This is a genomic window from Desulfovibrio sp. ZJ369 (assembly GCF_011039085.1).
Taxonomy (GTDB): domain Bacteria; phylum Desulfobacterota; class Desulfovibrionia; order Desulfovibrionales; family Desulfovibrionaceae; genus Desulfovibrio.
This window is the reverse complement of record NZ_JAAKEI010000016.1, coordinates 1-26,683: the sequence shown is the minus strand read 5'-3', so window position 1 is coordinate 26,683 and position 26,683 is coordinate 1. Positions and strand designations below refer to the sequence as shown.

20 protein-coding genes and 1 pseudogene are annotated in these 26,683 nt (G+C 62.3%); 5 read left to right on the top strand and 16 right to left on the bottom strand.

What is annotated here, in order from left to right:
• Positions 1–185 precede the first annotated feature (185 nt).
• From hrpB to G7Y51_RS13740, 3 genes and pseudogenes are all read left to right on the top strand, one after another.
• Positions 186–2,816: an ATP-dependent helicase HrpB gene (hrpB, locus tag G7Y51_RS07235; RefSeq protein WP_241160166.1), complete on the top strand. Its 2,631-nt coding sequence runs from the start codon at positions 186–188 to the stop codon at positions 2,814–2,816.
• A gap of 210 nt (positions 2,817–3,026) precedes the next feature.
• Positions 3,027–4,130: an aminoacetone oxidase family FAD-binding enzyme gene (locus tag G7Y51_RS07230; RefSeq protein WP_165176014.1), complete on the top strand. Its 1,104-nt coding sequence runs from the start codon at positions 3,027–3,029 to the stop codon at positions 4,128–4,130.
• A gap of 121 nt (positions 4,131–4,251) precedes the next feature.
• Positions 4,252–4,452: pseudogene (locus G7Y51_RS13740) on the top strand (NAD(P)/FAD-dependent oxidoreductase); the annotation flags it as partial.
• Positions 4,453–4,541: 89 nt separating this feature from the next.
• Here G7Y51_RS13740 and G7Y51_RS07220 read toward each other — a convergent pair.
• The 16 genes from G7Y51_RS07220 to G7Y51_RS07145 all read right to left on the bottom strand — a co-directional run bounded on the left by G7Y51_RS07220 (position 4,542) and on the right by G7Y51_RS07145 (position 23,370).
• Entirely contained in the window at positions 4,542–4,748 is a 207-nt protein-coding gene (locus G7Y51_RS07220) for a dual CXXC motif small (seleno)protein (protein ID WP_165176010.1), read from the bottom strand.
• A 503-nt stretch (positions 4,749–5,251) separates the two neighbouring features.
• Entirely contained in the window at positions 5,252–6,583 is a 1,332-nt protein-coding gene (ftsZ, locus tag G7Y51_RS07215) for a cell division protein FtsZ (protein WP_165176008.1), read from the bottom strand.
• 43 nt (positions 6,584–6,626) lie between these two features.
• The gene (gene ftsA, locus G7Y51_RS07210; RefSeq protein WP_165065084.1) at positions 6,627–7,862 is read right to left on the bottom strand and encodes a cell division protein FtsA; all 1,236 of its coding nucleotides are present in this window, start codon (positions 7,860–7,862) and stop codon (positions 6,627–6,629) included.
• A 32-nt stretch (positions 7,863–7,894) separates the two neighbouring features.
• Positions 7,895–8,785 carry an FtsQ-type POTRA domain-containing protein gene (locus G7Y51_RS07205; protein ID WP_165176006.1) on the bottom strand — a complete coding sequence of 297 codons (891 nt, stop codon included), beginning with the start codon at positions 8,783–8,785 and terminating at the stop codon, positions 7,895–7,897.
• Complete coding sequence (gene murB, locus G7Y51_RS07200) at positions 8,770–9,660, bottom strand: UDP-N-acetylmuramate dehydrogenase (RefSeq protein ID WP_165176004.1); 891 nt, start codon at positions 9,658–9,660, stop codon at positions 8,770–8,772. Before murB ends, G7Y51_RS07205 begins: the two co-directional genes overlap by 16 nt.
• Positions 9,653–11,026, bottom strand: a complete 1,374-nt coding sequence (murC, locus tag G7Y51_RS07195; RefSeq protein ID WP_165176002.1) for a UDP-N-acetylmuramate--L-alanine ligase — start codon at positions 11,024–11,026, stop codon at positions 9,653–9,655. The genes murB and murC overlap by 8 nt, the downstream gene beginning before the upstream one ends.
• 373 nt (positions 11,027–11,399) lie before the next feature.
• A complete protein-coding gene (gene murG / locus G7Y51_RS07190) occupies positions 11,400–12,476 on the bottom strand; it encodes an undecaprenyldiphospho-muramoylpentapeptide beta-N-acetylglucosaminyltransferase (protein ID WP_165176000.1) in 1,077 nt (358 codons plus the stop codon).
• Positions 12,458–13,648 carry a putative lipid II flippase FtsW gene (gene ftsW / locus G7Y51_RS07185; protein ID WP_165175998.1) on the bottom strand — a complete coding sequence of 397 codons (1,191 nt, stop codon included), beginning with the start codon at positions 13,646–13,648 and terminating at the stop codon, positions 12,458–12,460. Before ftsW ends, murG begins: the two co-directional genes overlap by 19 nt.
• Positions 13,645–14,952: a UDP-N-acetylmuramoyl-L-alanine--D-glutamate ligase gene (gene murD, locus G7Y51_RS07180; RefSeq protein ID WP_165175996.1), complete on the bottom strand. Its 1,308-nt coding sequence runs from the start codon at positions 14,950–14,952 to the stop codon at positions 13,645–13,647. The genes ftsW and murD overlap by 4 nt, the downstream gene beginning before the upstream one ends.
• Positions 14,953–14,963: 11 nt before the next feature.
• Positions 14,964–16,040, bottom strand: a complete 1,077-nt coding sequence (gene mraY / locus G7Y51_RS07175) for a phospho-N-acetylmuramoyl-pentapeptide-transferase (RefSeq protein ID WP_165175994.1) — start codon at positions 16,038–16,040, stop codon at positions 14,964–14,966.
• Complete coding sequence (gene murF / locus G7Y51_RS07170; protein WP_165175992.1) at positions 16,030–17,487, bottom strand: UDP-N-acetylmuramoyl-tripeptide--D-alanyl-D-alanine ligase; 1,458 nt, start codon at positions 17,485–17,487, stop codon at positions 16,030–16,032. The genes mraY and murF overlap by 11 nt, the downstream gene beginning before the upstream one ends.
• On the bottom strand, positions 17,478–18,950 hold the full coding sequence (locus G7Y51_RS07165; RefSeq protein WP_165175990.1) for a UDP-N-acetylmuramoyl-L-alanyl-D-glutamate--2,6-diaminopimelate ligase: 1,473 nt from the start codon (positions 18,948–18,950) through the stop codon (positions 17,478–17,480). The genes murF and G7Y51_RS07165 overlap by 10 nt, the downstream gene beginning before the upstream one ends.
• 140 nt (positions 18,951–19,090) lie before the next feature.
• Positions 19,091–21,220 carry a penicillin-binding transpeptidase domain-containing protein gene (locus G7Y51_RS07160; RefSeq protein WP_165175988.1) on the bottom strand — a complete coding sequence of 710 codons (2,130 nt, stop codon included), beginning with the start codon at positions 21,218–21,220 and terminating at the stop codon, positions 19,091–19,093.
• Positions 21,221–21,461: 241 nt separating this feature from the next.
• The gene (locus G7Y51_RS07155; RefSeq protein WP_165175986.1) at positions 21,462–21,770 is read right to left on the bottom strand and encodes a hypothetical protein; all 309 of its coding nucleotides are present in this window, start codon (positions 21,768–21,770) and stop codon (positions 21,462–21,464) included.
• 89 nt (positions 21,771–21,859) lie between these two features.
• The gene (rsmH, locus tag G7Y51_RS07150; RefSeq protein WP_165175983.1) at positions 21,860–22,846 is read right to left on the bottom strand and encodes a 16S rRNA (cytosine(1402)-N(4))-methyltransferase RsmH; all 987 of its coding nucleotides are present in this window, start codon (positions 22,844–22,846) and stop codon (positions 21,860–21,862) included.
• A gap of 65 nt (positions 22,847–22,911) precedes the next feature.
• Positions 22,912–23,370, bottom strand: a complete 459-nt coding sequence (locus G7Y51_RS07145) for a division/cell wall cluster transcriptional repressor MraZ (RefSeq protein ID WP_165065121.1) — start codon at positions 23,368–23,370, stop codon at positions 22,912–22,914.
• 418 nt (positions 23,371–23,788) lie between these two features.
• Here G7Y51_RS07145 and pyk point away from each other — a divergent pair, with 418 nt between their 5' ends.
• Both pyk and G7Y51_RS07135 read left to right on the top strand, forming a co-directional pair.
• Positions 23,789–25,207 (top strand): pyruvate kinase, encoded by a 1,419-nt coding sequence (gene pyk, locus G7Y51_RS07140; protein ID WP_165175980.1) that lies wholly within the window; start codon positions 23,789–23,791, stop codon positions 25,205–25,207.
• Between the two features lie 3 nt (positions 25,208–25,210).
• Entirely contained in the window at positions 25,211–26,257 is a 1,047-nt protein-coding gene (locus tag G7Y51_RS07135; RefSeq protein WP_165175978.1) for an HD domain-containing phosphohydrolase, read from the top strand.
• Positions 26,258–26,683 lie beyond the last annotated feature (426 nt).

Here is a 26,683-nt window from a genome sequence, read left to right as displayed (position 1 = left end):
GCAGATCTTGCGGCTTGCACGATGTTTTATGTGTCAATACACTGACGCGCACGGAATTGCCAGTAAAAAGACGCGGCATCCGCTGTTTTTTCCACGTATTGCAACAGATATTTCGCACAGGTCACGCCATGCCGCAACTCCATTGCTCTGATGCGCCGCCTCTTGCGTGCTTGCCGCCATGTCCGGTGGACGGGCTGCGTGCCGAACTCAGCGCATCTCTTGCCAGAGGGGGCAATCTGGCGCTCAACGCGCCGCCCGGCGCGGGCAAGAGCAGCCGCGTGCCGCTCTGGCTTCTGGCCGAACCCTGGTCGGCCGGGCGCAAAATCCTGCTTCTGGAGCCCCGCCGGGTGGCGGCCCGCGCTTTGGCCCGCTACATGGCCAGGCTGCTGGGCGAAGAGGCAGGGCAAACCGTGGGCTTTCGCATGCGCCGGGAAAGCGCCATCAGCTCCGCCACCCGCATTGAGGTGATCACCGAAGGCGTGCTGACGCGCATGCTGCAGGACGATCCCGAGCTGCCCCGGGCCGCCTGCGTCATTTTTGACGAATTCCACGAGCGCTCGCTTGTGGCCGATACCGGCCTGGCGCTCTGTCTGGAAAGTCAGGCGGCGCTGCGGCCGGATCTGCGCCTGCTGGTCATGTCCGCCACGCTGGATATGCAATCCGTGTCGCGCCTGCTGGGGCGCTGCCCAGTATTATCCTGCCAGGGGCGTTCCTTTCCGGTGGAAATGCGCTATTGCCCTGTGCCCGGCAGGGCGGCGCGCGGAGCGCATGCCGCCTCCGGGATCTGGCGGCATGCGGCCGAGGTTGCGGCGCATTTGCTGCGCACCGAACACGGCAGCCTGCTGGTCTTTTTACCCGGCGAGGGAGAAATCCGACAGATGGCCGCGCTTCTGGAAGGCCGTCTGCCGCCGGACGTGCTTCTCTGCCCGCTTTACGGCAATCTGCCGCCAGAGCGGCAGGACGCGGCCATTGCCCCGGCCCCGCCCGGCTTGCGCAAAGCCGTGCTTGCCACAGCCATTGCTGAAACCTCCCTGACCATTGAAGGCGTGCGCCTGGTGCTGGATGCGGGCCTGACGCGCGTGGCGCGCTTTGATCCGGCAAGCCGCCTCAGCCGCCTGGTCACCGAACGCGTTTCCCTGGCCGGGGCGGCCCAGCGCGCGGGCAGGGCAGGACGCACGCAGCCCGGCATCTGCTGCCGCCTCTGGGATCGGAAAGAAGAAAACGGCATGCGCCCCCAGATCCGCCCGGAAATACTGGATGCCGACCTGAGCAATCTGGCGTTGCAACTGGCTGTCTGGGGCGTGTCCGACGCCGCGGCCCTGCCCTGGCTTGACCCGCCGCCCGCCGCGCATCTGGCCGTTGCCCGCCAAAATCTGCAAGAGCTTGGCGCCCTTGATTCACGGAACAGGCCCACGGCCCTGGGCCGGAGCATGGCCTCTCTGCCCCTGCCGCCGCATCTGAGCCGCCTGCTTCTCCTGGGCAGGGAGAACGGGCATGGAGCCCTGGCCTGCTGCATGGCCGCCCTGCTGGAAGAGCGAGATCCGCTCTTGCGCTTCAGGGATACAGCGGCAAACGCCCTCCCGATCGAAGCGGAAGCGGCCGCAAACCCCGGCCGCGCCCTTGCCCCCCGCGGCACGGGGGCCTGCGATCCGGGCTGTGATCTGCTTCGCCGCCTGGACTGGCTTTGCCGCGAGGGGCGCGGCGGCGCATGGCGGCGTCTGCGCGATTGGGCCGCGCGTTTGGCGCAGCTCACAGGCATCAAAGGAGATCTTTTCAACATCGCGACCGCGGATGCCGAGGCTCTGGGCAGGCTTCTGGCCCTGGCCTGGCCGGACCGCGTGGCCAAGCGCCTGCCCGAAAGCAAGGATGCTCCCGGCCGGGATCTGGGCACGGCTCACTTTCTGCTGCGCTCAGGACGCGCCGCGTGGCTGCCGGGCGGCGACGCCCTGGCGCGACGCCAGTTTCTGGCCATTGCCGATCTTGACGGCGCCGGAGCCCGCGCCCGCATCCGCCTGGCAGCCCCGCTCAAGCGTGAAGATGTGGAAGAACTGTTCCATGCGCAAATCCGCTTCCACGATCAACTGACGGTCAATGACGACGGCTCTGTCTCGGCCCGACGCCAAAAAACGCTTGGAGCTCTTGTTCTGGAAGATGCTCCCCTGCCCCGCCCCCCGGCCGGGGCCTGCGCCGCGGCGATCTGCGCCTTTTTGCGCCAAGGCGGCCCACAGGCTCTGGCTCGCCTGCCCTGGAGCGATGCAGCGCGTCAGTGGCAGGCCAGGGTCATGCTGCTGCGGGAGCTGGAAGGCGAACCCTGGCCCGATGTTTCCGATGCGGCCCTGTGCAACAGCCTTGAAAGCTGGCTGGCTCCCTATCTCACGGATTGCACGTCCCTGGGGCGCTTCAGCGCCGCCCGGCTTCAGGAAGCCCTGCGCGCGCAACTGCCCCCTCAGCTTGCGCGGCGGCTGGAAAAGCAGGCCCCCTGCCGCTGGCAGGTGCCCTCGGGCGCGCAGCGCCCCATTGTCTACGGCGAAGAGGGAGGCCCCTGGCTGGCCGCCAGGCTTCAGGAGCTTTTCGGCTGCCAGGACACGCCGCGCATTGCCGACGGCCGCGTAGCCCTGACCCTTCGCCTCAATTCCCCGGCCGGACGGACCTTGCAAGTCACGCAGGATCTCGCGCATTTCTGGCGTCACGGCTACCCTGCCGTGCGGGCGGAAATGCGCGGCCGTTATCCCAGGCATCCCTGGCCGGAAGATCCTCTCAGCGCCCCGGCCACAGCATTGACCAAGAAAAAACTGGCGGCCCAGGGCAAGGCGTGAAGCCCCCGGCCGCGCGTCAAGCTGGCTAACGGGAACGAGACGCCAGAGCGTTCAGCTCATTTCATGAGCAAAACGCTCCAGACCGGATTCACTTTGAAATTTTCCATAGCTCAAGGTTGGCATTCCGGGAAAAACGTCGCTTTTCCCCAAATCCACGCCGCTGTCGGTGAGAGCCTTGGCACGGACCCGGAGCTTGTGTAGGCTGGCGGCATGCACGCACCCTCAGTTTTTAGCTCCGCGCCGGAAAATCTGTCAAATGCCGCAGTGACGCGCGGCCCGCAGGCCGGTTTGCAGGTCGCCGGCACGGCGGATGTCTTGATACTGGGCGCAGGAGCTTCAGGGCTGATCTGCGCGCGGGAAGCCGCAGCCCGCGGTTTGCGCGTGATCCTGCTGGATCGCGCTGCCGCGCCCGGCCGCAAACTGGCTGTCAGCGGCGGCGGCAGGAGCAACTTCAGCAATCGGGAGGCCACGCCCCGGGACTATTGCTGCGGGCAACCGGATTTCTGCGGTCCGGCGCTGGCCGGATTCACTCCCGCGGACATGCTCACGCTGATCCGCGCCTGGGGCCTGCCGTTTGAGGAAAGGGAGCACGGGCAACTTTTTCTGCGCGTGCCCGCGCAAAGGCTGGTGGAGACCCTCAGCCGCGACTGCCGCCAACGCGGCTGCCGTATTGTCTGCAAGGCTCCCATCCATGCCGTTTGGCGTTCTGACCAGGGCTTCCGCGTGCAGGCCGGGAATGCCCTCTGGCACAGCAAGGCCCTGGTGCTGGCCCTGGGCAGTCCGGCCTGGCCGCAGATCGGCGGCAGCGGCCAGGGGTACAGGCTGGCTCAAAGCCTGGGGCATACGATCATCCCGCCGCGGCCGGCACTGGCCCCGCTGCTTCTGCCGCCCAGCGAGCCTTTGCGGAATCTGGCGGGCATCAGCCTGCCGGCGCAAATCAGCCTGCCCGCGCGTGCCGGTGGGGGCCGCTTCTGGCGCGATGATCTGCTTTTTACCCATGAAGGCCTGAGCGGCCCTGCCGCGCTCAAAGCTTCACTCTTCCTGCAGAGGAATGAGCCTGTTCAGCTTGATTTTTTACCCGGCCAAAACCTGTCCACCCTGCTGGATGCGCCCGGTGCCGGGCGTCAGACGCCCCGCGCCCTGCTGAGCCGCCTGCTGCCCCAGCGTCTCGCGGACGCAGTGCTGCCCGCGCACTCGGCCCGGCGCAAGATCGCGGAACTTTCCCGCGCCGCGCGCCGGGAAATTCAAATCCATGTGCAGGCGCGCACGGTTCTGCCGACCGGCACAGCCGGATTTAGAGCATTTTCTCTTTGAAAATGCTCTGCTGACGCGAAAGCGGCAGCCGCCGCAACGCGGCGTACATTCAGGCGAAAACCGCGTTTTTCGCCTGAATGCCACCTTTGACTTTCATAAAAAGTCAAAGGTAATCTGCTCTAAAAAGGCGGAAGTCTGCGCAGGGGGCGTGGACACGCGGGAAATCAACCCGCACGGCATGGCCAGCCTGCGTTGCGCTCATCTTCATGTTATCGGGGAATTGCTGGATGTGACCGGGCAACTGGGCGGCTATAATCTGCATTGGGCCTGGGCCAGCGGCGTGGCCGCCGGGCGCGCCGTATTGCCGGAACGCTGCGGATGATCGCCGGAACTTTTTTAGAGCATTTTGCTCATGAAATGAGCTGAACGCTCTCATGAGAGCTGACCCTGGAAATCATTTCTGAATGACTTCTACTCTATTCTGTCACAGTAGACGTTTTCGAGAAATCGCTCCATAGCTTCGTCGGCGCGGTGGATATACTCGCGGAGCGGATAGTGCGCCCGGCAGGCCGGGCAATACATGTGAACTTCGCGACAGGAACGGGCAATATGCAGACGCGTCCCGCAGGCCGGGCAGTGCAGGCTGGTTTCCGCGTCGCGAGGGGCAAAGAAGGTCATGGCAATTCGTTCAGAGCGTGGTGAGACGGTGAAAAGGTTTTGACGACCGCAACGCAAGCGCGGGTCACGTCAACAGGGCGCAGGCGAAATTTACTTGCGCCGTGAAACGCTCGCTCCGCAAAAAGAAAAAATCCGCACAGCCAAAGGCCTTGCGGGCTCGCCAAAACCTTAACGCCCCGCACTGGGAGGCCCCCAATGGGCCTCCCGGCGGGCATTTCAGGGCCGAAGAGGCAAGCCCTGAAAATCTGATACGGAAGGGAACATACAGCCTGCTGACTCCTGTCGTCGCAGGGGTATGCGCTCCCGACCGGTGAAAAGACATAGTAGCGCAACCGCGCTTGTGCCGTGACTTTACAGCCACGTTTTTTCCGTCACAGCAGTCCGCGTTGAGAGCGTTTTGCACATGAAAGCAGCTCAACGCTCCGGCAGGGCGAAGCCCTGCCCGCGCGCGTCAGCCGTTGGCGGCTGTGCCGCCTTGCGGATGACGACAACAGAGACAGGCGCTAGTCAGCCTGCGTCCGTATGAAGGTCGGAATTTCAAAATCATCCTCATCATAGGTAAAATCTTCCTGCCCCGGGCTATGGGGCCGACGGCGGCTTTGCCCCATGGCTTCGCGCTTGAGCAGATACGGGGGGCGATTGCTCTTCTCGTCATACCAGCGCTCCACCTCGGAGCGGCGTGTGGCGCGGGGCAGGCGCGTTTCCATTTCTTCCGGCGCGTCCGGAGCAGCCTGCACCAGATTGCCCTGCTGCGCCGCGCGCCCGGCCTGGCGGCGACGCGGCTCGGCCATGACGGCATCCGGGCCCGGCTGGCGGAAATTGGTCACCGTGGCTGCCGGCGCCTGCACGGGCTGCACGGCCTGCGGGGATTCAATGCCGGTGGCAATGACGGTAAGGCGGATTTCGTCGCCCACATTGTCGTCAAAAACCACGCCGAAGATGATATTGGCGTCCTCGGGAGTTGCGTCGGCAATAATATCGCCGATCTCGGCGATTTCCTCGGCGGTGATGTCCATGGGCGCGGTGATGTTATAGAGTACCGCCTTGGCGCTCTCCAGCGAAACGTCTTCCAGCAGCGGGCTCATGATGGCGCGCTGGGCCGCTTCGCGCGCGCGGTTTTCGCCGGAGGCCATGCCCGTGCCCATCAGCGCGAGGCCCGCTTCCGACATGGTGGTGCGCACATCGGCAAAATCAAGATTGATCAGGCCCTCGCCCACAATAACATCGGAAATGCCTTTGACGGCGTAAAAGAGCACGTCATTGGCCTTTTGCAGCATTTCGGAAAACGGGGCTTTTTTGGGCGCAAAGGCCAGCAGCCGGTCATTGGGGATGGTGATCAGGCAGTCCACATGCTGTTTGAACTCCTCCAGACCTTCTTCGGCGACGCGCTTGCGCTTGACGCCTTCAAAGCTGAAAGGCTTGGTCACCACGCCCACGGTGAGCGCGCCCATTTCCTTGGCGGCCTGGGCCACCACCGGAGCCGCGCCGGTGCCGGTGCCGCCGCCCATGCCGGCGGTCACAAAGACCATGTCCGCGTCGCCGATGGCCTCGCGGATGGCGTTGACGCTCTCCACGGCGGCTTCCCGGCCGATGGCGGGGTTGGCGCCCGCGCCCAGCCCCTTGGTCAGCTTTTCGCCCAGCTGCACCTTGAAAGGCGCGTTGTTCTTGGTCAGCGCCTGCAAATCCGTGTTGGCGCAGACGAACTGCACGCCGCGCAAGCCGGAATCAATCATATTTTTTACGGCATTGCCGCCGCCGCCGCCCACACCGATGACTTTTATTTTTGCGCTTCCGGCTAAAGAAGTGTCGATATCGTCAACTATTGACTGTGCCATGGTAGCCTCTCCTGTTTTGCTGTCCCCACATGCCCGCTGGAGGTTATGATATATCCGCGAACCATTTTTTCATGCGTGAGAGCACGCCGTCAAAAACGCCGGATTCGCTGCGCGTGGTAAACTTTTTCTGCCCGGACATTTCCTTTTCGGCGCCGTAGCGCAAAAGCCCCACAGCTGTCGAAAACTTGGGGCTGTTGACCACATCCTTGAGTCCGCCCACATTGCGCGGATAGCCGATGCGCGTGGGCAGGTTGAAAATCTGCTCGCCCAGTTCCTGGCAGCCTTCCATCAATGCCGTTCCACCGGTGAGCACCACGCCCGCGCCGATCAAATCCTTATAGCCGGAACGCACCAGGGTTTGATCCACAAGATAGAGAATTTCCTCCATGCGCGGCTCGCAGATTTCCGCCAGCACCTGACGGGAAAGGCGGCGAGGTTCGCGGCCGCCCACACTGGGCACTTCGATAAATTCATCGTGACGGACCATGTCCGCCAGGGCGCAACCGTATTTGATCTTGATCTTTTCGGCAGAGGCAATGGGCGTGCGCAGGCCAAAGGCGATGTCGTTGGAGAGGTTCTGGCCGCCCAGAGCCAGCACGGCCGTATGCTTGATGGCGTCATTGGCAAAAACCGCGATGTCTGTGGTGCCGCCGCCCAGATCCACAAGGGCCACGCCGATCTCCCGCTCCTCCTCGGTCAGCACGGCCTTGGCCGAAGCAAGGGATTCCAGCGCGATATCCGAGACTTCCAACTGGCTGCGGTGGCAGGAACGCACAATGTTCTGCGCGGAGGAAACCGCGCCGGTCACGATATGCACCTTGACTTCCAGGCGCACGCCCGCCATGCCCAGCGGGTCGGCAATGCCGCGCTGGTTGTCCACGATATATTCCTGCGGGAGAATGTGAATCACTTCGCGATCCGCGGGAATGGCCACGGCCCGCGCCGCGTCCAGGGCGCGTTCCACATCCCGCTGGGCCACTTCGCCGCCCTTGACGGCAATGACCCCGTGGCTGTTGATGCCCATAATGTGGCTGCCCGCAATGCCGACATAGACCGAGTGGATCTCGCATCCGGCCATGAGCTCGGCATCTTCCACAGCCTTGCGGATGGACTGCACGGTCTGTTCGATGTTGACGACCACGCCTTTGCGCAAGCCCGTGGAAACGCTTGTGCCGATGCCCACCACATCCACCAGGCCCGACTCCGAAAGTTCTCCGACCACGGCGCAGATCTTTGTGGTGCCGATGTCGAGGCCCACGATGAGCTCGGACTTATTCATACATTCTCCTCACGAACGCCTGTCTTGCGCCTTCAGCTGTGCGCGGACCCGTTGAGTATGACCCAGACGTTGCCGTTCACGGCGCGCGCCTCGCGCACGTTTTTCAACTCATGGCGACGGGCAAGATCTCCGAGGGTCACGCTCATCCGGGCCAGATTGCCGCTCCAGTCGTCCGTGGCGACGGAAAGGCGCATTTCACGGTCTTCCAGATACATTTCAATGCCCCTGCCCGGGCTCACGGTCACTGAAGCCACGGCTCCGGCCTCTACAGGCAGCGCGCCGCCCTGCAGGTCTTTCAGCAGCCGGGCGAGGAAGGGAACCGCCTTCTCGGCGCCGGGCTCAATGGTCAGGGTCGGCAGCGAGAGAAAATTCCTGCTCTCCACCGGGGCAATGATCTCGCCGCGCTCATTGGCGTAATACAACACCCCGTCCTTGTGCACCCAGAAGGAAGGCATGCGCTCCTTCACCTTGATCACAAACCTGTCCGGCAACAGGCGCTTGACCGAGACTTCCTGCACCCAGGGGGTCTGCCTCAGGCTTTGTTCCACCTGGGCGATGCTCACGGCCAGACTGTTGTCCCCTTCCCTGATGCCGCCGTATTGCAGCACCATGTCTCTGGAGAGACGCACATTGCCTGTAACGTCCACATGCCTGGTGGTGAAAAAGTCGCTGGTGACAGCCTTGTCATACAGCCAGAGCGATGTCGCGCAGACCGCGGCCAGCACCAGCGCGGCCGACGACAAAAGCGCGGAAAGCACCGCAAGGCTTTTCAATCCGCCAAGGCCTCTGAGCTTTTCCGAGAACCAGGAAAAAAACCGCGGCAGACGGAATTTCTGGCCTGCCCGGCCCTTTTTGCCTGATGCAGGCTCTCTGGTATATGCGTTGCGGGCTTTGCGGCCGCTCATTTTCAGGGCAAGGGGCACGGCGTTATCCTGACTTCCGGCTCAAGCGCGAATCCAAACCGTTGCCGCACGGCCTCCCGGGCCTCCTGCAGCAAAGCCAGGGCCGCTGTGGCGCTGCCTGTGCCGTCATTAATCAAAAAATTGGCGTGCAGACTTGAAAAAGCCATGCCGCCCAGCTTCTTTCCCTTGCAGCCGGCGAGCTCAAGCAGTTTTCCGGCGGGCATGTCCGGCGCGGGATTTTTAAACACGCAACCCGCGCTCCAGGCCGTCACAGGTTGTTTAGACTTTTTCTCGAAAAAGTTGTGACGCATGCGTTTACTGATGCCATCCCTTGCGGATCTGGTCAAGCTAAATGTGGCTTCCACAACCAGAAATCCCATCTTTTCTTCCGTTATATAGAGGCTGCGATAGCCGTAGTGCAGTTCACTTGCTTTGACCGGGCGGACTCTTCCTCGGCTGAATATATCTATCTGTTTGATATTCTTACAAGTTTCCGTTCCAAAGGAACCTGCGTTCATGGCCACGGCCCCCCCCACGCTGCCGGGGATGCCCACAAGACCTTCCAGACCGGAAAGGCCATGCGCGGCGCAAAAACGCAGCAATCGCGGCAAGGGCAGGCCCGCGCCCGCGCGCACCAGAACTCTGCCTTCTTCTTCCCCCACAATCTCCGGCCCGTGCAGGAAACGCGGACGCACAAGCACCAGGGGCAGCTGGCCGTCGAGCGCCAGAATATTGCTGCCCGCGCCGAGAATCAGCGGCCTGCCGCCCAGAGCGCGGAGACGTTCGGGCAGGAGCGCGCAATCCGCGGCGCTCTCAAGAATCAGCTCGGCTATGGCTGTGCCGCCCAGGCGCAATGTGGTCCGCTGCGCAAGGCTGGGGCCCATGATCTCACGCATGCCCGTTCCCTTCCAGCCATGCCGGGCCCAGGCGAGTGATCGTGCCCGCGCCCAGGGTCAGCAGCACGTCGCCGCGGCGCAAGACGCCCGGCAAGGCTTGAGCCAGCGCGTCCAGAGTCTGAAAATAGCTCACCGGCGTGCTGGAAACCTGCTGTATGCCCTGGGCCAGACTTTGGCCGGAAACGCCGGGAACGGGTTTTTCGGAAGCCGCGTAGATTTCAGTCAAAAGCAGCATGTCCACGCTGTCGAACACCTTGCAGAATTCGCCGAAATGGGCCTGCGTGCGGCTGAAGCGGTGCGGCTGAAAAGCCGCCACAATGCGCCGGCCGGGGAAAACCTGACGCGCCGTGGCCAGCGTGGCCGCGATTTCCGCAGGGTGATGCCCGTAATCGTCCACCACGGTCACGCCGTCTTTTTCGCCCTTGAACTCAAAGCGCCGCCCCACGCCGCCGAAGGAATTCAGGCCCGCGGCACAACGGCTGAAGCTGATATCCGCCTCCAGAGCCGCGCCGATGGAAGCCAGAGCGTTGAGGATATTGTGCCGGCCGGGCTGGGGCAGACATACTTCGCCCAGTTTTTCGCCCTCGCGCCAGACCTCGAAGCGACTCTTCAGCCCGCTTTCCAACGGCACGGCGCGCAGCTGATTGCCCTCGGCAAAGCCGTAGGTCAGCACCGGGCGCTTGACCCGCGGCAGCAGCGCGCGCACGCCGGGATCATCGCCGCAGACCACATTGATGCCGTAGAAAGGAACATTGTTCATGAACTGCACAAAGGCCGCATCAATGCCTTCACGACTTTTGTAGTAATCCAGATGATCCTCGTCCACATTGGTGACCACGTTGATAATCGGCAAAAGACAGAGAAAAGAGCCGTCCGATTCGTCGGCTTCGGCTATCAGGTAGTCGCCGTGGCCTAAATGCGCGTTGGTGCCGTAAGCATTGAGGCGGCCGCCGATGATCACTGTGGGATCCAGCCCGGCGGTGTCGAAAATGGAAGCGGTCAGCGAGGTGGTCGTGGTTTTGCCGTGGGTTCCGGCAATGGCTATCCCCTGACGCAAACGCATGAGCTCGGCGAGCATTTCAGCGCGCGGGATGATCGCGATATTCCGGGCGCGGCCCTCCACCAGCTCCGGGTTGTCGTCGCTGATGGCCGTCGATCTGACCAGCACCTGCACGTCGCCCACGTTTTCGGCCGCGTGCCCCACGGCCACGCGCGCGCCCAACTCGCGCAAACGGCGCACGACAGCGGAATCGCTCACGTCCGAACCCGAAATTTCATAGCCCAGATTGAGCAGCACTTCGGCAATGCCGCTCATGCCCGCGCCGCCGATGCCAATCATGTGAATACGCCGTATTTTGCTGTTCATGTGCCACCCTTTTTGCAACTGATGTGGAGAAAGCCCCGCCTGTGCGCCGATTCGCGCATGGCCCTCAGCCTGCCTCGCTGCGCCTGCGGCGCGCTTCCTGCCTTTTTAGAGCATTGTGCTTTTGAAATTATTCAATTTCAAAAGCGGCGCTGCCATCATTTCGCCTGAAAAGCGTGGTTTTCAGGCTCATTCGGCGCGGGCGTCCGCTCCCGCGGCCGCCAGAGCGGTTGCCGTTTTCAACAGCAAACCGCTCTATCCTGAGCGTACTCCCGGCGCGTGGCCTGACATATTTGAAATTCTCCAGAAAAAATCCAGACATTCCGCGCCCATAAGGCCGCCATCTGTCATGCCGGGCGCCAACGCGGCGGCAGATTCAGGCGTGTTGCGCGGCTGCTTCTTCCAATACGGCGACTACCCGTTCTGCCGCGTCAGGCCGCGCGGCGGCCAATGCGGCGGCGGACATGCGGGCGCGACGCCCGGAATCGGCCGCGAGGTCCAGCAGCAGGCGGCCGAGCCCCCGCTCGCGCATCTCCGCTTCCCGTACCAGCAGAGCCGCTCCGGCCTTTTCCAGAATGCGCGCGTTGGCGGTCTGATGGTCGTGAACGGCTTGCGGAAAAGGCACCAGCAGCGCGGGGAGACCGGCTGCGCACAGCTCGGCCACGGTGCTGGCCCCGGAACGGCACAGCGCCAGATCGGCCCAGGCATAGGCTCCCGCCATGTCGTCAATGAAGGCTGACACGCATGCCCCGTCATAGCCCGCCGCCAGATAGGCCGCGCGCACGCTTTCCTCGTCCCTGGAGCCGCTCTGATGGCGGATTTCCACTCCCGCGGCTTTCAGGGCCGGTAAAATTTCCGGCACAAAGACATTCAGGGCATGCGCGCCCTGCGAACCGCCCAGAATCAACAGATGCCGCGTCTCCCACTGCCGGGGCAGACGCCCGGCCGCGCTCACGGACCGGCGCACCGGATTGCCGGTGAGCACGCATTTTTCCGGCGCAAAGCCCCCGGTGCCGGGCAGGGAAAGGCAAATCCTTTGCGCCAGCCGGGCCAGCACCTGATTGCTTGTCCCGGCTATGGCGTTCTGCTCGTGCAAAATGCCCGGCACGCCCGCCAGACGCGCGGCAAGCATGGGCGCAAAAGCCGCGTAGCCGCCGAAGCCGGCCACGGCCCGGGGCCTAAAACGGCGCACGATGCTCAGGGCCTTGAGTACGGCCCAGCTCATGCGCGCGCCCGCGCCAACGGCCCGCAGGCCCCGACCCAGAAAGCCGCGCACGGGCAGGCCCTCGAAGGGGATGCCCGCCTGTTGCGCCAGGCGCTCCTCCGGCCCGTATAACGAGCCCACGAAAAGCAGGCTGACGGCCGGATCGCGGCGCAACAGCTCCTCGGCCACGGCCAGAGCCGGAAAGATATGGCCGCCGGTGCCGCCGGTGGTCAGGAGGATTTTGTCCACGGGTCCGCCGTTCGTGAAAAGTTCAGGAGCAATCCCACGCAAAGCATGGTAGCCAGAAGATTACTGCCGCCGTAACTCATCAGCGGCATGGGCACACCCTTGGGCGGAGCCACGCCCATGACCACGGCCAGATTCATCACTGCGCCCATCACCAGGATCGTGGTGAGCCCGAACGCCGTGAAACGATCCCGCAGATTGTGCTGGCCCATGATGATTCTGTAACAGCGCCAGAACAGCAGGGCAAAGAGCAGCATGACCACGGTCACGCCCACAAAGCCCAGTTCTTCGGCCAGCACGGCCATGATGAAGTCATTGTGCGCTTCCGGCAGATAAAACATCTTCTGTTTGCTGGCGCCCACGCCTACCCCGAAAAAACTGCCTGAGCCGATGGCCAGCAGGGATTGCACCAGTTGGTAGCCAGTATTATGCGCGTCCTGAAAGGGATCCAGAAAGGCCAGGAGGCGGCGCAGGCGGTACGGCGAGGCAATGGCCAGGGCCATGGCGCCCGCGCAGGCCAGGGCCAGGGAAAAGAAAAGATACACAAAGCGGGTGCCCCCGGCCACGCACATGAAAAAAAGAATCCCGGCCAGCACCACGGCGCTGCCGAAATCCGGCTGCAACAGGAGCAGAAAGCAGAACAGGCCGGTCACGGCAAAGGGCGGTATCACGCCCCGGCTGAAGGTTTTGATCAAATCCTGCTTGGCGCTCATGAAGTACGCCAGATACAGCGCCAGGGCGATTTTCACGAACTCCATGGGCTGCACCGAAATGGGCCCCACGGGAATCCAGCGCTTGGCGCCGTTGATGGCCGGGGCAAAGGGCGAGAGCGTGATCAGCAGCAAAAGCAGCGCAAAAAAAAGCGCCGGGTACTGCAACCTGTACAGCCAGTGGCGCGGCAGCAAGGCCGCGGCCCAGAGCGCGATGCCACCCAGCGCGGCGAACGCCAGTTGCCGTTTGAAGAAATAGTATTTGTCGCCATTGACCTGCTCGGCCACAATGCCGCTGGCCGAAAGCACCATAACCAGGCCGATGGCCAGAATGGTGAGCATGATGGTGAAGAGCCACCAGTCAAAAGGCGCGGCAGGCTCGGCCCTGGCGGCGTTGCTCACGGCTCTGGAAAAGGAGCTGCGGCTTTTGGCCGTTTTTGGTTTTTCGGTAAAGGTGTTTTTCATGAAAGTTCACCCACGATGCGTTTGTAGTCCTCGCCCCGGGCCATGTAATTAGCGTAGAGATCGAAACTCGACGTGGCCGGAGCCAGCAGAACCACGTCCCCTTTCCGCGCTCCGGCCGCCAGATGCCGCACCGCCGCTTCCAGCGTCGGATGCCAGCTCAGGGGCACGACGCCCTGCCAGGCCTGCTCGAATTTTTCCCGGCTCGCGCCGAAGAGCGCCACTTCCGCGACTTTGGCCTTGACCAGCTCCCCAAGGGCAGCCAGATCGCCGCCTTTGAACTTGCCGCCGCAAAGCAGCCGCACAGGCCGGTCAAATGCTTCCAAAGCCACTTTGAGCGCGGAAACCGTCGTGCATTTTGAATCATTGACAAAAAGCACGCCCTTATGTTGCCGGACCGCCTCCAGGCGGTGCGGCAGGGGGGTGAAACGGGCCACGGCGCGGGACGCGTTGGCCTCGCTCACGCCGAAAAAGCGACAGGCCTGCCAGGCTGCCTCTTCATTGAAGGCATTGTGCGCGCCCAACAGGCGGCTTTGCGGAAAGCGCCCGCCCCCGCGCACCCGGACCTGCCGGGCCCTGAGATGAAAACCGGCCGCCAATTCCTGAAGATCCGCGCCCAGCACGGCCAGATCGCCCTCGTCCTGGCAGCGGAAGAGGCGGAATTTGGCCTCAATGTATTCGGCCATATCCTTGTGGTAGTCCAGATGATTGGGCGTGATGTTCAAAAGCACGCCCACGCGCGGGCAGAACGTGGAACAGGCCTGCAACTGAAAGCTGGAAATTTCCAGCACCAGCACGTCCGCCTTGCGGCCGGAAAGCACATATTCCGAGAGGGGCGTGCCGATATTGCCGCCCAGGAAGACCGTATAGCCCTGGGCCTGAAGCATGGCGGCCGCCAGAGAGACCGTGGTGGTTTTGCCGCTGGTGCCGGTAACGGCCAGCACCGGCTCATTATCCAGACAACGCCAGGCCAGTTCCATTTCCGCCAGCACTTCCGGCCCGTTCTCGCCGGTCGGCCGCACCAGGCCGCTCAACGTGGCCACGGGCATGCCAGGGCTGGGCACCACAAAGGCCGCGTGCTCGAACTGTTCCGGCCGGTGCTCGCCCAGCTGCACCTCCACGCCGAGTTTTTGCAAGGCGGCGGCCTGTTCCCCTGACAGCGCGTCGCTGCGGCGGTCCAGCAGGCGCACGCGCGCGCCTTCCCGGCGCAAGAGCCGCGCCGCGGCCAGGCCCGAACGGCCCGCGCCGACAACGATTGCCAGTTCACCGGCAGCTATGCGTCTGCCGCGAGTTTTTTCCAAGGCCATGCGTCATCTCCTCAGCGCAACTTCAACACGGAAAGAGCCACAAGCCCCAATAAAATGGAAGTAATCCAGAAACGGATGATAATTTTGGATTCCGGCACGCCCTTCAACTCGAAATGATGGTGCAGCGGAGCCATGCGAAAAATGCGTTTGCCGCCGGTCCAGCGAAAGTAGCCCACCTGAAGGATCACGGACAGCGTCTCGGCCACGAAAAGCCCGCCCACAACGGCCAGCACCAGCTCCTGCTTGCAGAGCAGGGCCAGATAGCCCAGCGTGCCCCCGATGGAGAGCGAACCCACGTCGCCCATGAAAACCTGCGCCGGATACGCGTTGAACCATAAAAATCCCAGGCCCGCGCCCACCAGGGCCGCGCAGAAAACCGTCACCTCGCCCACGCCGGAAATGTAAGGCACCAGCAGATAGCCGGCAAAGCGCGCATTGCCGGTGATATAAATGAAAATGGAAAAAACCGCGCAGGCCACAATGGACGGCCCGATGGCCAGGCCGTCGAGGCCGTCGGTCAGGTTGACGGCGTTGGAGGCGGCCACCATCACGAATATGCCGAAAGGAATATACAGCCACCCCAGATCCGGGCTCCATTCCTTAAAAAAGGGGATTGTCAGCCTGCTGCTGTAATCCGGGTTCAAAGCCAAAAACCACACGGCAATGAAAGCCACCAGAATTTGCCCGGCCAGCTTCGCCTTGCCGGAAATGCCCCGGTTCTGGTGGTGGCGCAGCTTGGCAAGATCATCCCAGAGCCCCACTGCCCCGAAGCCGACAAAAACGCACATGGTCTGCCAGATATAGGGATTGGTCAGATCCGCCCAGAGCAGAAGGCTGATGCCGAGGCTCGCCAGCATGAGCAGCCCGCCCATGGTCGGCGTGCCCGCCTTGGCCGCGTGCGCGACAACATCCTCATGGATATACTGGCCGCATTTCAGACGGCGCAGCCAGGCGATGAAGCGCGGCCCGATCAAAATGGAAATGACCAGAGCCGTGATCAGCGCGGCCAGAGATCGAAAGGAAATATAGCGGAAGACGTTGAAAAGCGTCCACTCTGAAGCAAGGGGAGCCAGAATGTTATAAAACATGCCCGCTCTCCCCTTGGCTTTGGCTCCGCGCTTCTTGTGCCGCCGCGGTGGCGTGGCAGTCGCGCAAAGCCGCCAGCAATTCCTCCAGACGGTTGCAGCGTGAACCTTTGAAGAGCAGCACGCCGCCACGATTTTGCTCCGGCCTGGTGCTGCGCAGAAATGCTTTCCAGGCGGCAATGAATGTTTCCACCCCATCCACGGGCCAGTAAGGACCGCCGTAGCCGCCGCGCGCAAGCCCGGCGCGCACTTCTCTGGCATGGCCGCCTTTCCAGATCACGGCAGCCGGCTTGAGCTTTGCCAGATGCCGCCCCAATTGCTCATGCAGGGCGTCCGCGGCTTCGCCCAATTCCCCCATTTCACCCAGTACCGTCACAAATATCCGGCCGCGGGCCTGCTCGGCGGCGGCCTCCAGCATCCGGCGCATGGACAGGGGATTGGCGTTGTAGGTGTCGTCAATAAGCTCCCAGGCTCCGAGACGGCTTTGACTGAAGCGTTGCGGCGGCAAAACGGCGCGGGCGAAGCCCTCCGCAATCTCCCCGGACGAAAGGCCCAGAAGATGCGCCGCGGCGGCGGCCGCAATGCTGTTTTCCGTGCCGTATTCGCCCCGGAACGGCGCAAGAACTTCGCATGTCTCGCCGTTCAGCCAGAGACGATAGATTCCGCGCGCCGCGCCCTGGCTCTCTGGCGCCGGCCCCACATAGGCGGCGCGGTATTCCACGGCCTTGCCCGCGGCACTGAAAAAACGCAATGGCGCGCCTGAGGCCCTGGCCTCACGCACCAGATCGGGATAATCCGCGCTGACCAGGCCAAGGCCGCGCGGCGCGAGATGCGCCAACAGGCGGGCCTTGTGCCAGGCCACGCCCTTTTTGCCCAGGCCCGCGGTATGCCCGGCCCCCACATTGAGAATCACGGCCAGGTCGGGGCGCAGCACCGGGGCCAGCTCATCCATGTCGCCTTCTTGGCTGATCCCGGCCTCCATGACCCAAAAAGCCTCATTTCCTTCAGCGGCCAGCACGGAACAGGGCATGCCGATCTGATTATTACGGTTCATGGCGTTGCGCGCTGTCCTGCCGCGCGTTGAAAGCACCTGGGCCAGCGTTTCCTTGAGCGTGGTCTTGCCCGCCGTGCCGGTGACGGCCACCACCCTGGCCGTGGTCCTGCCACGCCAGAGAGCTGCGATTTGCCCCAAGGCCTTCACCGTGTCCGGCACAAGCAGCACGGGCAGGCCCGCGCCCGGCAGCGGCCGCGAGGCCAGGAGCGCAACCGCGCCCCGTTCCCGCGCCATGCCCGCGAAGTCATGCCCGTCCGCGCGCTCGCCCGGCAGGCAGACAAAGAGCGCGCCCGGCGTGACTTCCCTGCTGTCCGTAACCACGGAAGTCACCCAAAAATCATCAGGCAGCGCCGCATGCCCCAAATGGGCCGCTATTTCATTATGACTCAGGCGCACTGCAACAACTCCCGCACCACTTCCTGATCGCTGTAGTGGTGTTTGACACCCCGGATGAGCTGATAGTTCTCGTGGCCCTTGCCCGCAATCAGCAAGGCATCGTTTCTGCCCAGCATCTCCAGGGCCCTGGCGGTGGCCGTCCGGCGGTCAACCTCCACCAGGACGTGGCGCGCTTCTTTCAGGCCCGGCAGCACATCCTGCAAAATGGCTTCAGGCTCCTCAAAGCGGGGATTGTCCGAGGTGAGCACGGCCACATCCGCATAGCGCGCCACGGCTTCGCCCATCAGCGGGCGCTTGCCGCGATCGCGGTTGCCGCCGCAGCCGAAGACAGTGACGATCCGCGCAAAACCGGCTCCGCGCAAGGCCTTGAGCACATTGACCAGCGCATCCGGCGTATGCGCGTAGTCCACAAAAACATTGAGGCCACGGGGATTCTCCACCCGCTCCAGGCGGCCGCAGACGCCGGTAAAGCTCTCCAGCGCCTTGAACTGCGCCGGCTCCAGCCCCATCTCCAGGGCCAGGGCCTGCACGGCCAGCAGGTTGGAGGCATTGAACGCTCCGACCAGAGGCGAACGCAATTCCCAGCTCTGCGGGCCAAGGCTCATGCGTAAATGGCAGCCGTCCGTGCCCGCGGAAAGGAGCTCGCCCCAGAGATGCCGACGGTTGGGCGCGCCTTTTTGCAGACCAAAAGAAAGAGCGCGCGGACAAAGCTCCAACAGGCGGCGGCCCCAGGGATCGTCGGCATTCACGGCCATGAGCTTGTCGTGCCGCGGCAGCTCCAGGAAGAGCCTGGCCTTGGTCTTGAAATAGCTTTCCATATCCTTATGAAAATCAAGATGATCCTGCGTCAGATTGCTGAAGGCCGCGCCCGCGAAAGGCACCCCGCAGACGCGCTGCTGGTCGATGGCGTGCGAGGAAACCTCCATGACGACCACGTCCACCCCGGCTTCAGCCATTTGGGCCAGCATGGAATGCACCCGCAAGGGGCCGGGCGTGGTCAGGGGCGCGCTTTCCTCGTGGCCGGGCCAGCGGTAGCTCACGGTTCCTATAACGCCGACCTTGTGCCCTGCCTCGCGGAACAGGCGCTCCAAAAGATAGGTGCTGGTCGTCTTGCCGTTGGTGCCTGTAACGCCCAGGACCCTGAGATGCAGCTCGTCTGTGCGCCAGCGGGCCTGGGCCAGCCGCCAGAGCGCCTCGCGCGGGTTCTCATGCTGCACGACGCGGCAGCCGCGGGCCTGAGCCGCCGCGCTTTCCGCTGTGCCCGGACGGCAGACAATGACGCCTGCCCCGGCTTCCACAGCCGCGGGAATAAAGCGCGAACCGTCCTCGGCAACGCCGGGAACAGCCACAAAAATATCCCCTGGCCTGACCTCGCGCGAGTCGTCGCGCACTTCTGCGGCGCTGTCTCCGTTGGGGCCGCCACAGCGGCAGGTTTCCAGAAGAGCCGCAAATTCCCGCTGCATAGTTACCTCACAAATCTTGCCGCAAGTTGTCCCGAACCCCGACAGAGCCGCTTCAGCGGCACTGCCTGATTGCCACGCGCGCGCCGCTTCAGGCCGAGGTCAGGTTCAGGCATAGTAGATCATATTGCTTTTAAAACGCTCTATCTCTCCGAGAGCCATAAAATACAGGCCGCGCCTTGCCCTTGCGCGGGCCAGGCCGCGCCGGGCGGCGGGCTCTGGCGCACCACCCTGCTGCCCGAACCCTTGAGTTCCGGCACAACGCCCGCGCGCGCGAACAGCTCTACAGCATTACGCACGGATTTGCCCTGCACGTCCGGCACCTTGTCGGAGGCTTTGGCCAGATGGCCGGGCAACTGCATACCCGAATCGCGCCGGGGCGCGTGCGCCACCTGGGCCAGATACGGCGTCTCCAACGCGGAAACCTTGAGGCCGCGCCGCCGCGCGCCGGAGGCGAGCGCGCCCTTGCCGCTTTCGTCAACGTGCCTTTCCGCCAAAATGCCGCTATAGATCAAGGCGCGACCCGCGATTTCACGAAAGACCGGCGCGGCCACCACGCCGCCGAACTGATTGCGCGAGGGCTCGTCCACCATGACCAGAACCAGATAGCGAGGCCTGTCTGCGGGCAAAAAGCCCACGAACGACGCCAGGCGCTTGTTGCCGTATGTGCCGGCCCTGTGATCCGCTTTCTGGGCAGTGCCTGTCTTGCCTGCCACTTCCACGCCCTCAATGCGCGCGCGCTTGCCCGTGCCGTCTTTTTCCTCAACCACATCACGCATCATCTTCATGACCTGGCGCGCCGTCTGTTCGGTAAAGACCCGTTGGCGCGGCTCTTCCACGTTGCCCTCTTCCCTGATCAGCCGTAACGGCTTGTAGACGCCCTTGTTCAGCAACGTCAGGTAGCCTTGGGCCATTTGCAGGCCCGTGACGGAAATACTCTGCCCAAAGGAAGTGGACATGATGTCCACTTCGCTCCAGTCGCGCGGCATGCGCAAAATGCCGCGGCTTTCCGCAACAGGCACGCTGGTGCGCTCGCCAAAGCCAAGGGCATGCAGATATTTGTAAAACGTGGGCGCGCCCAGCGCGAGACCGATCTTGGCCATGCCGATATTGGAGGAGTACCGCAGCACCTTGTTTGCGGGCAGTACCCCCTGATTGGACGTATCGCGGATGATGAAGTTTTTGGTTTCCCATTTGCCGCGTTCGCAGTTGATGGGCGTCGTGGTCGTGATTTTGCGCTCTTGCAGGGCAGCAGCCATGACAAAGGGCTTGAAGGTGGAACCCGGCTCAAGCGCGTCGGCGGCCAGCCGGTTGCGGTAGATCAGGGGGCTTGATTCCCGATATGTATTGGGATTGAAAAAAGGATACTGCGCCCAGGCCAGGATCTCGCCTGTGGGCACGTCCACGACCAGAGCGCCGCTCCAGCGCGCGTCATGCTCCCGCGCGGCGCGGGCCACTGCTTCCTCGGCAATGAATTGCATCTGCACGTCGATGGTCAGGGTCAGATCCTGGCCGCGCGGCTCCGACTGACCCTCCTCATGCAGGTAAAAACGACGCCCCATGGCGTCGCGCTGCACGATCTGACGGGTGGGAATGCACCCCAGACGCGCTTCCAGGGCGCGCTCTATGCCTTCAAGGCCCTTGTCGTCCAGACCCACAAAGCCCAAAAGCTGCCCGGCCATGTGCTTGAACGGATAGACGCGGTCATATTCCTTGCTCAGGCCGATGCCCGCCAGATTGGCCTTGCGCACGGCCTGAGCCGTGTAATCGTCCACCTTGCGCTTGAGCCAGACAAAACGGCGGCTCGTTTTTGAAAGGTCGTCATACAGCTTTTGCGGCTCCATGCCCAGGATCGGCCCCAGGGTATTGGCCATCACCAAAAAGTCCTCGACTTCCTGAGGCTTGACATACACAGAGCGGGCCTCCACGCTGCGGGCCAGCACCTGCCCGTTGCGATCATAGATCATGCCGCGGCGGCCTGTAACCAGTTCAGAGGCCATGTGCTGACGGTGCGCGCGATCCGCCAGACGCGGCCCCTCGATCATCTGCAGATACCAGGCCCGCCCCCAGAGACCGGCCCAAAGCAGACAGAAAATGCCGACAACCACATTGATCCGGAAGCGCGCCCAGTCGACCCCGGCAAACCTTGCGGCAAGGCCGGGCCGGGAGTTCCTGCCGTTTCTGGCGCGCAGAATGCGGCTGCCGCGCGGGGACGTGTCGCGCTTTACGGCCGGATTCGGGCGGTTGCGGTTGCGTTTGCTGAACTTGAACATCTTTCCCCCGATAACGGGATCGCTTTGTATTCGAGCCGTCTGCGACGGCTTTTTTTCAGACTGTTTCAGCTTCCTGCACGGCGGGCGGACGTGCTCCTGCCCAAAGCCGGGGCAGCCGTCTTTTTTTGCGCGAGAACCCGGCTCCTGGAGCGGGCAAGGGGCCGTTTTCAAGATCCGGCGTCAGCTTCAGGAGCTTGTTTCTGCAAGGAGAGCGTTTTGCGCATGAAATGAGCTCAACGCCCTACTGTATTTCCATGCGCCGCACCTGACCGGGCCTGGGCTCGCGCATGCCGAATTCCTCTGCCCTGCGGCGCAGCTCATACGGAGAGAGCAGCCGCTCGCGCTCCACTTGCAGCTTTGCGCGCAGATCCCGGCGTTCGCGCAATTCGTTCTGCGCAATATTGATGAAATAGGTGGTATCCATGCGTTCAATATTGCTCCAGACAAGCACGAGGCCCATGACCATGCAGGCCATCAGCCCCAAAGCCAGAACAAGCAGCCAGCCCTTGCCGCCCCGCGCTTGAGGCGGGACGCTCTTTTTAAGAGACATTCCCGCTTTCAATGAAAATGATAGTGCAACCATATGAAATTCAAAACGAATTTTTTAAAAAATCATCGAAAAGGTGAATGTATCCTTTTTCATGAGACGGCCTCGGCTGTTTTTTCCGCGGCCCGCAGCTTGGCGCTGCTCGCGCGCGGATTCACGGCCAGTTCATCAGCCCCGGCCTGCACCGGTTTTTTGTACAAAATGCGCACTTCCGGCTGATGCCCACAGATGCAGACCGGCACATGCCGGGGGCAGCGGCAGCCTTCGGCCCAATGACGCATGGCCAGCTTGACCATGCGATCCTCCAGCGAATGAAAGGAAATCACGACCAGACGCCCGCCGATGGGCAGCCGGGCCAGAATCTGCGACAGAAAACGATCCAGCTCCCCCAACTCGTCATTGACCGCCATGCGCAGCGCCTGAAACGTGCGCGTGGCCGGATGACGTCTGGCCTTGGCCCGCCAGGCGGCCGGATAGGCTTTTTCCACCAGCGCGGCCAGTTCCGCCGTGCTGTCGATGGGAGCCTTCTGCCGGGCCTCCACAAGAGCGCGGGCGATACGCCCGGCCTGCGGCTCCTCGCCCAACGTGGCTATGCACTCCTTGAGCCGGGCGAAACTCTCGCGGTTGACCCAATGCCAGGCCGACAATTCCCCGGAATGCCGATCCATGCGCATATCCAGCGGGCCGTCGCCGTAAAAACTGAAGCCGCGCTCCTTTTCGTCGATTTGCAGAGATGAAACGCCGATATCCAAAAGCGCGCCGTCAACCTTGTCCCAACCGAGTTCGGCCAGAGCTTCGCTAAAACGGCTGTAGCGGCAGTGGAAAAAATGCGCACGGCCACCGTACGGGCTCAGTCGCTCGCGGGCCAGCGCCAGGGCTTGCTCGTCGCGATCCAGACCGCAGATCTCGGAGCCCGGCGCGGCGGCAAGCAGCGCCGCGGCATGCCCGCCCAGGCCCAGCGTGCCGTCAAGATAACGCCCGCCGGGTTTCGGAGCCAGAGCGCGCAGCGTTTCGGCGAGGAGCACGGGCACATGACGCTGTGCCGCGCTCTGCCCGTTCCCGGACATCACTTCCGCCATGGGGCTCGACCTTTTGAGCAATTTCCGATTGTCATTGCGTATCCGATCATAAAAGCATCCGGACCTCACAGCGAAATGTCCACGCCGCTGGCCGCAAGCTCTTCGGAGACATCCTCAAGCTGCAGTTCATCGAAGCGTTTTTGATCCCATATTTCAAACTTGTTGAGCATGCCCACCAGCATGACGTCCTTCTGCAAGCCGGCCTCGCGCATCAGAGATTGCGGAATGCGCACCCGGCCCTGCGGATCGGGAATCAACTCCTGCGCCAGCCCCATGATTTTGGTTTTGAAGTGCGAAAGCCTGGGCGACGGAATACGGATGCGACCCAGCTGCTCGGTGACGGCTTCCCATTCCGCGGGCAGATAGGCCGTCAGGCGGCCGTAAAAACAGGTCAGCCAGAAAGCGCCCGCGCCTTCACCATCCCCTCCCCCTGCGCAGAGGGCCTCGCGGTATTCCGGAGGCAACATCAACCGCCCCTTGGCATCAAGGCTGCGGGAAAGGCTTTTGGTGAAGAGCTTTTGCACGATTTACCACTTTTTTACTGATTCTTACCACTTTTTCCCACTTATGCCCCAAGCCCAACAGGGTGTCAAGCCGACCGCCTCCCGATCCCTGGCAGCGGCATCTAAAAATATTCAAAAATATCAATGAATTAAAATGAATGACAGGAAGAACCGCGGCCACGGCGGCTGTGCCTGTTTGCCTGCCGCGCATGACGGAGAAAGAGCATCGTTAAGCCGTACTTTGCCCCCGCGGCATGCGGCTTCGGGCGATGCTGTCGCATCGCCGCCAGGGCTGCCGCATACGATGCGTCTGCCCTGGGTATTTTGGCCGGATGCCTTGACAATGCCGCTGAAAACCAAGATGATTTATCCTACCCGGCCTTTTGAGCGAAATTTTTTCCGCGCACGCCCAACGGGTCGCCAACAAGAAGGAATCGCCATGAAAACAAAGATTGTCGCCACCATCGGCCCGGCTTCCAACAGCAAGGAAAAACTTTTGGCTCTGGCTGAGGCCGGCGTCAGTGTCTTCCGGCTCAATTTTTCTCATGGCGGAGCTTCAGATTTTGTAAATATCATCAAATATATACGCGAAGTTGAGCAAGAGATCGGGCGTCCCATCACGATCATGCAGGATCTTTCCGGCCCTAAAATCCGCCTGGGCGTGGTGCCGGAAAACACCATCCAGGTCAGCAAGGGCATGCGCCTGCTGCTCGGTCCCAGCGCCCGGCGCGTGGAAGAACTGCCCTACCTGCCCTTTGACCATGACGTCATTCTGGAAAGCCTGGAACCCGGAGATCGCATGGTGCTGGCCGATGGCGGCCTGCAGTTCATAGTCCGGGAGCGCCGCTCCGACGGTCTTGTGCTCCTGGAGGCCGACAACGCCGGGCTGGTTACTTCACGCAAGGGCCTGGCGCTGCCCGGCAAAGCCACCAAAGTGCGCGCCCTGACCGACAAGGACAAGAAAGACCTGGCCGACGGCCTGCAATTGGGAGTGGACGCTGTGGCCATCTCCTATGTGCAGACGGCTGACGACGTGCGGGAAGCCAAGGCGCTGATTGCCGCCGCCGGGCGTCGTGTGCCGGTGGTGGTCAAACTTGAGCGTCAGAGCGCCGTGGACAATCTGGCTGAAATTCTGCAAGAGACGGATGTCGTCATGGTGGCCCGCGGCGATCTCGGCGTGGAATGCCCCCTGCCCCAGCTCCCGGCTCTGCAGAAACGGATCATCAGCGCCTGCAACAAAGCCTCCAAACCGGTCATCGTGGCCACGCAGATGCTGCTTTCAATGGTCAACAGCCCCGCGCCCACCCGCGCGGAAACCACGGACGTGGCCAATGCCGTGCTGGACGGGGCCGATTGCGTGATGCTTTCCGAAGAGACTGCCATGGGCAACTTTCCTGTGGAAACCGTCCGCTATATGCGGCGAATCACGGATGAAGCCGAAAAGCTGCTGCTGGTCAACCGCAAGCTGGAAGAGCCGGACGGCGACAAGGGCATCCCGGAATTTCTGGCGTATTCAGCCTGCCTGCTGGCCGACAAGGCCCAGGCCCAGGCCATTGTCTCGCACAGCCTTTCCGGCGGTTCGGCCCGCCAGGTTTCCGCGCGCAGGCCGCCGCAACGCATTTATGCCCTGACGCCGGATCCCGTGACGATCAAGGCTCTCAATTTCGTCTGGGGCGTGGAGCCTGTTTTTGTGGACAACCCCAAAGCCGAGCCGAGCCACCTGAACAGGGCCGAGAACTTCATCCATGCGAGTCCTGACTTCAAGGCCAACGACTGCGCCGTGATCACCGCGGGCCAGCTCAAAGGATCCTCGGCCACGCCGCGCGGCACCAACCTCGTCAAAATCTACTGGAAATAAGTTATGGCCGTTGAAGCCCGGACAGCTCGCGAGATTCCTCACAACATCAATGAGGAATACTATCAAATCAACAGTGAAATTCTGGCGAGTTTTCCCAAATACCGGCCGCCGGTGGATCTCTTCTGCTTCCGCGAGGATATCAAGGTGCTTGCGCCCTACTCCAAAAAGGGCGTGCGACTGAGCAACGAGCAGGTGGAGGAGGTGGCCCGGCTTTGCGCGGAGGGCAATCTTTTCGTGTCGCGCTCCGATCATTCCGTGTATTCCCGGCACATCGTCAAACAGCTTGATCTGGTGCTTCAGGACAACAATCTCAAGGAATCGGAAATCGCGGACATCTGCATCCGCGCACTGGCCCTGCGCTATACGGATTTCAACGCGCAACCGGTCAAGTCGGTGTTTGAGCCGCTTTACCGCGACGTCATGGTGGTCACAGAGTACATCTGGGAAGACAAACACCGTATCAATGCCTTTGTGCGCCGGCTTTTTCGCAAGCACCAACCGGCCCGGCATGCCCTCAACACCATGTCCGTGGGGCTCTGGCTCTGGCTTCAGATTGTCTCCGACTTCCGCCGCAAGGATCTGGACCGCATGGCGCTCGCCCTTTTGCTGCATGACGTGGGCATGAGCAAGGTTCCGGCCTTTGTGCTCAACAAGCAGGGGCCTCTCAAGCCCGAAGAGTGGGAAAAGGTGCTTTTGCATCCCATGGTCGGCGTAAAGCTGATGCAAAAAACGGATATTGCCTTTGAAGAGCTGTTGCGCGCCAGCTTTGAGCATCATGAGCGCATGGACGGCTCAGGCTACCCGCAAAAGCTCAAAGGCAGCCAGATCAGCCGCGTAGGGCGGATCACGGCCATTGCCGATTCCTTTTCAGCCATGATCTGCGAAAAATCGTACGGCCAGACGCGAGAGCCGCTGGAGGCCGCAAAAAATCTGGCTGCCGACGCCCAGCGCTACGATCCGGAATTGACCAAACTCCTCATGTCAGCCTTTGCCACTGACGGCTTCGGACAATTTGTGGACATGGACAAAAATGTAGACGAGCCGTTGTAGAGGGCCACGCGGGCCCAGTCCACAGCCGTAACGGATTTTTACAGGCTGTTTTGCCAGATTCCGGCCGTATGCCGGGGATTGCATCAGACAAAGAAAATGCCGCGCAAGCGGCATTTTTACATGACGGCGCAACCAAGGCGCGCCACCCCGGCATTGAGATTAGAGCAGATTACCTTTGACTTTTTATGAAAGTCAAAGGTGGCATTCAGGCGAAAAACGCGGTTTTCGCCTGAATGTACGCCGCGTTGCGGCGGCTGCCGCTTTCGCGTCAGCAGAGCATTTTCAAAGTGAAAATGCTCTAGAGCAGATTAACTTTAAATTTTTTCATACCCGCACGATTCAAACCAGCCCTGGGCATCATTCTGTGTGATCATGCTCAGGGCTTTCGCTACTACCGCATAAAGCTCTTCATGGGTACGGGCCTTC

Bases quoted from the DNA above. Each gene is read 5' to 3' on its own strand.
- G7Y51_RS07165 (WP_165175990.1), bottom strand. From the start codon at position 18,950: ATGCAGCGGGAATTTGCGGCTCTTCTGGAAACCTGCCGCTGTGGCGGC.
- pyk (WP_165175980.1), top strand. From the start codon at position 23,789: ATGAAAACAAAGATTGTCGCCACCATCGGCCCGGCTTCCAACAGCAAG.
- murC (WP_165176002.1), bottom strand. From the start codon at position 11,026: ATGAACAGCAAAATACGGCGTATTCACATGATTGGCATCGGCGGCGCG.
- mraY (WP_165175994.1), bottom strand. From the start codon at position 16,040: ATGTTTTATAACATTCTGGCTCCCCTTGCTTCAGAGTGGACGCTTTTC.
- rsmH (WP_165175983.1), bottom strand. From the start codon at position 22,846: ATGGCGGAAGTGATGTCCGGGAACGGGCAGAGCGCGGCACAGCGTCAT.
- murD (WP_165175996.1), bottom strand. From the start codon at position 14,952: ATGGCCTTGGAAAAAACTCGCGGCAGACGCATAGCTGCCGGTGAACTG.
- G7Y51_RS07230 (WP_165176014.1), top strand. From the start codon at position 3,027: ATGCACGCACCCTCAGTTTTTAGCTCCGCGCCGGAAAATCTGTCAAAT.
- ftsA (WP_165065084.1), bottom strand. From the start codon at position 7,862: ATGAATAAGTCCGAGCTCATCGTGGGCCTCGACATCGGCACCACAAAG.
- ftsZ (WP_165176008.1), bottom strand. From the start codon at position 6,583: ATGGCACAGTCAATAGTTGACGATATCGACACTTCTTTAGCCGGAAGC.
- G7Y51_RS07135 (WP_165175978.1), top strand. From the start codon at position 25,211: ATGGCCGTTGAAGCCCGGACAGCTCGCGAGATTCCTCACAACATCAAT.
- murB (WP_165176004.1), bottom strand. From the start codon at position 9,660: ATGCGTGAGATCATGGGCCCCAGCCTTGCGCAGCGGACCACATTGCGC.
- G7Y51_RS07155 (WP_165175986.1), bottom strand. From the start codon at position 21,770: ATGTCTCTTAAAAAGAGCGTCCCGCCTCAAGCGCGGGGCGGCAAGGGC.
- ftsW (WP_165175998.1), bottom strand. From the start codon at position 13,648: ATGAAAAACACCTTTACCGAAAAACCAAAAACGGCCAAAAGCCGCAGC.
- G7Y51_RS07220 (WP_165176010.1), bottom strand. From the start codon at position 4,748: ATGACCTTCTTTGCCCCTCGCGACGCGGAAACCAGCCTGCACTGCCCG.
- G7Y51_RS07160 (WP_165175988.1), bottom strand. From the start codon at position 21,220: ATGTTCAAGTTCAGCAAACGCAACCGCAACCGCCCGAATCCGGCCGTA.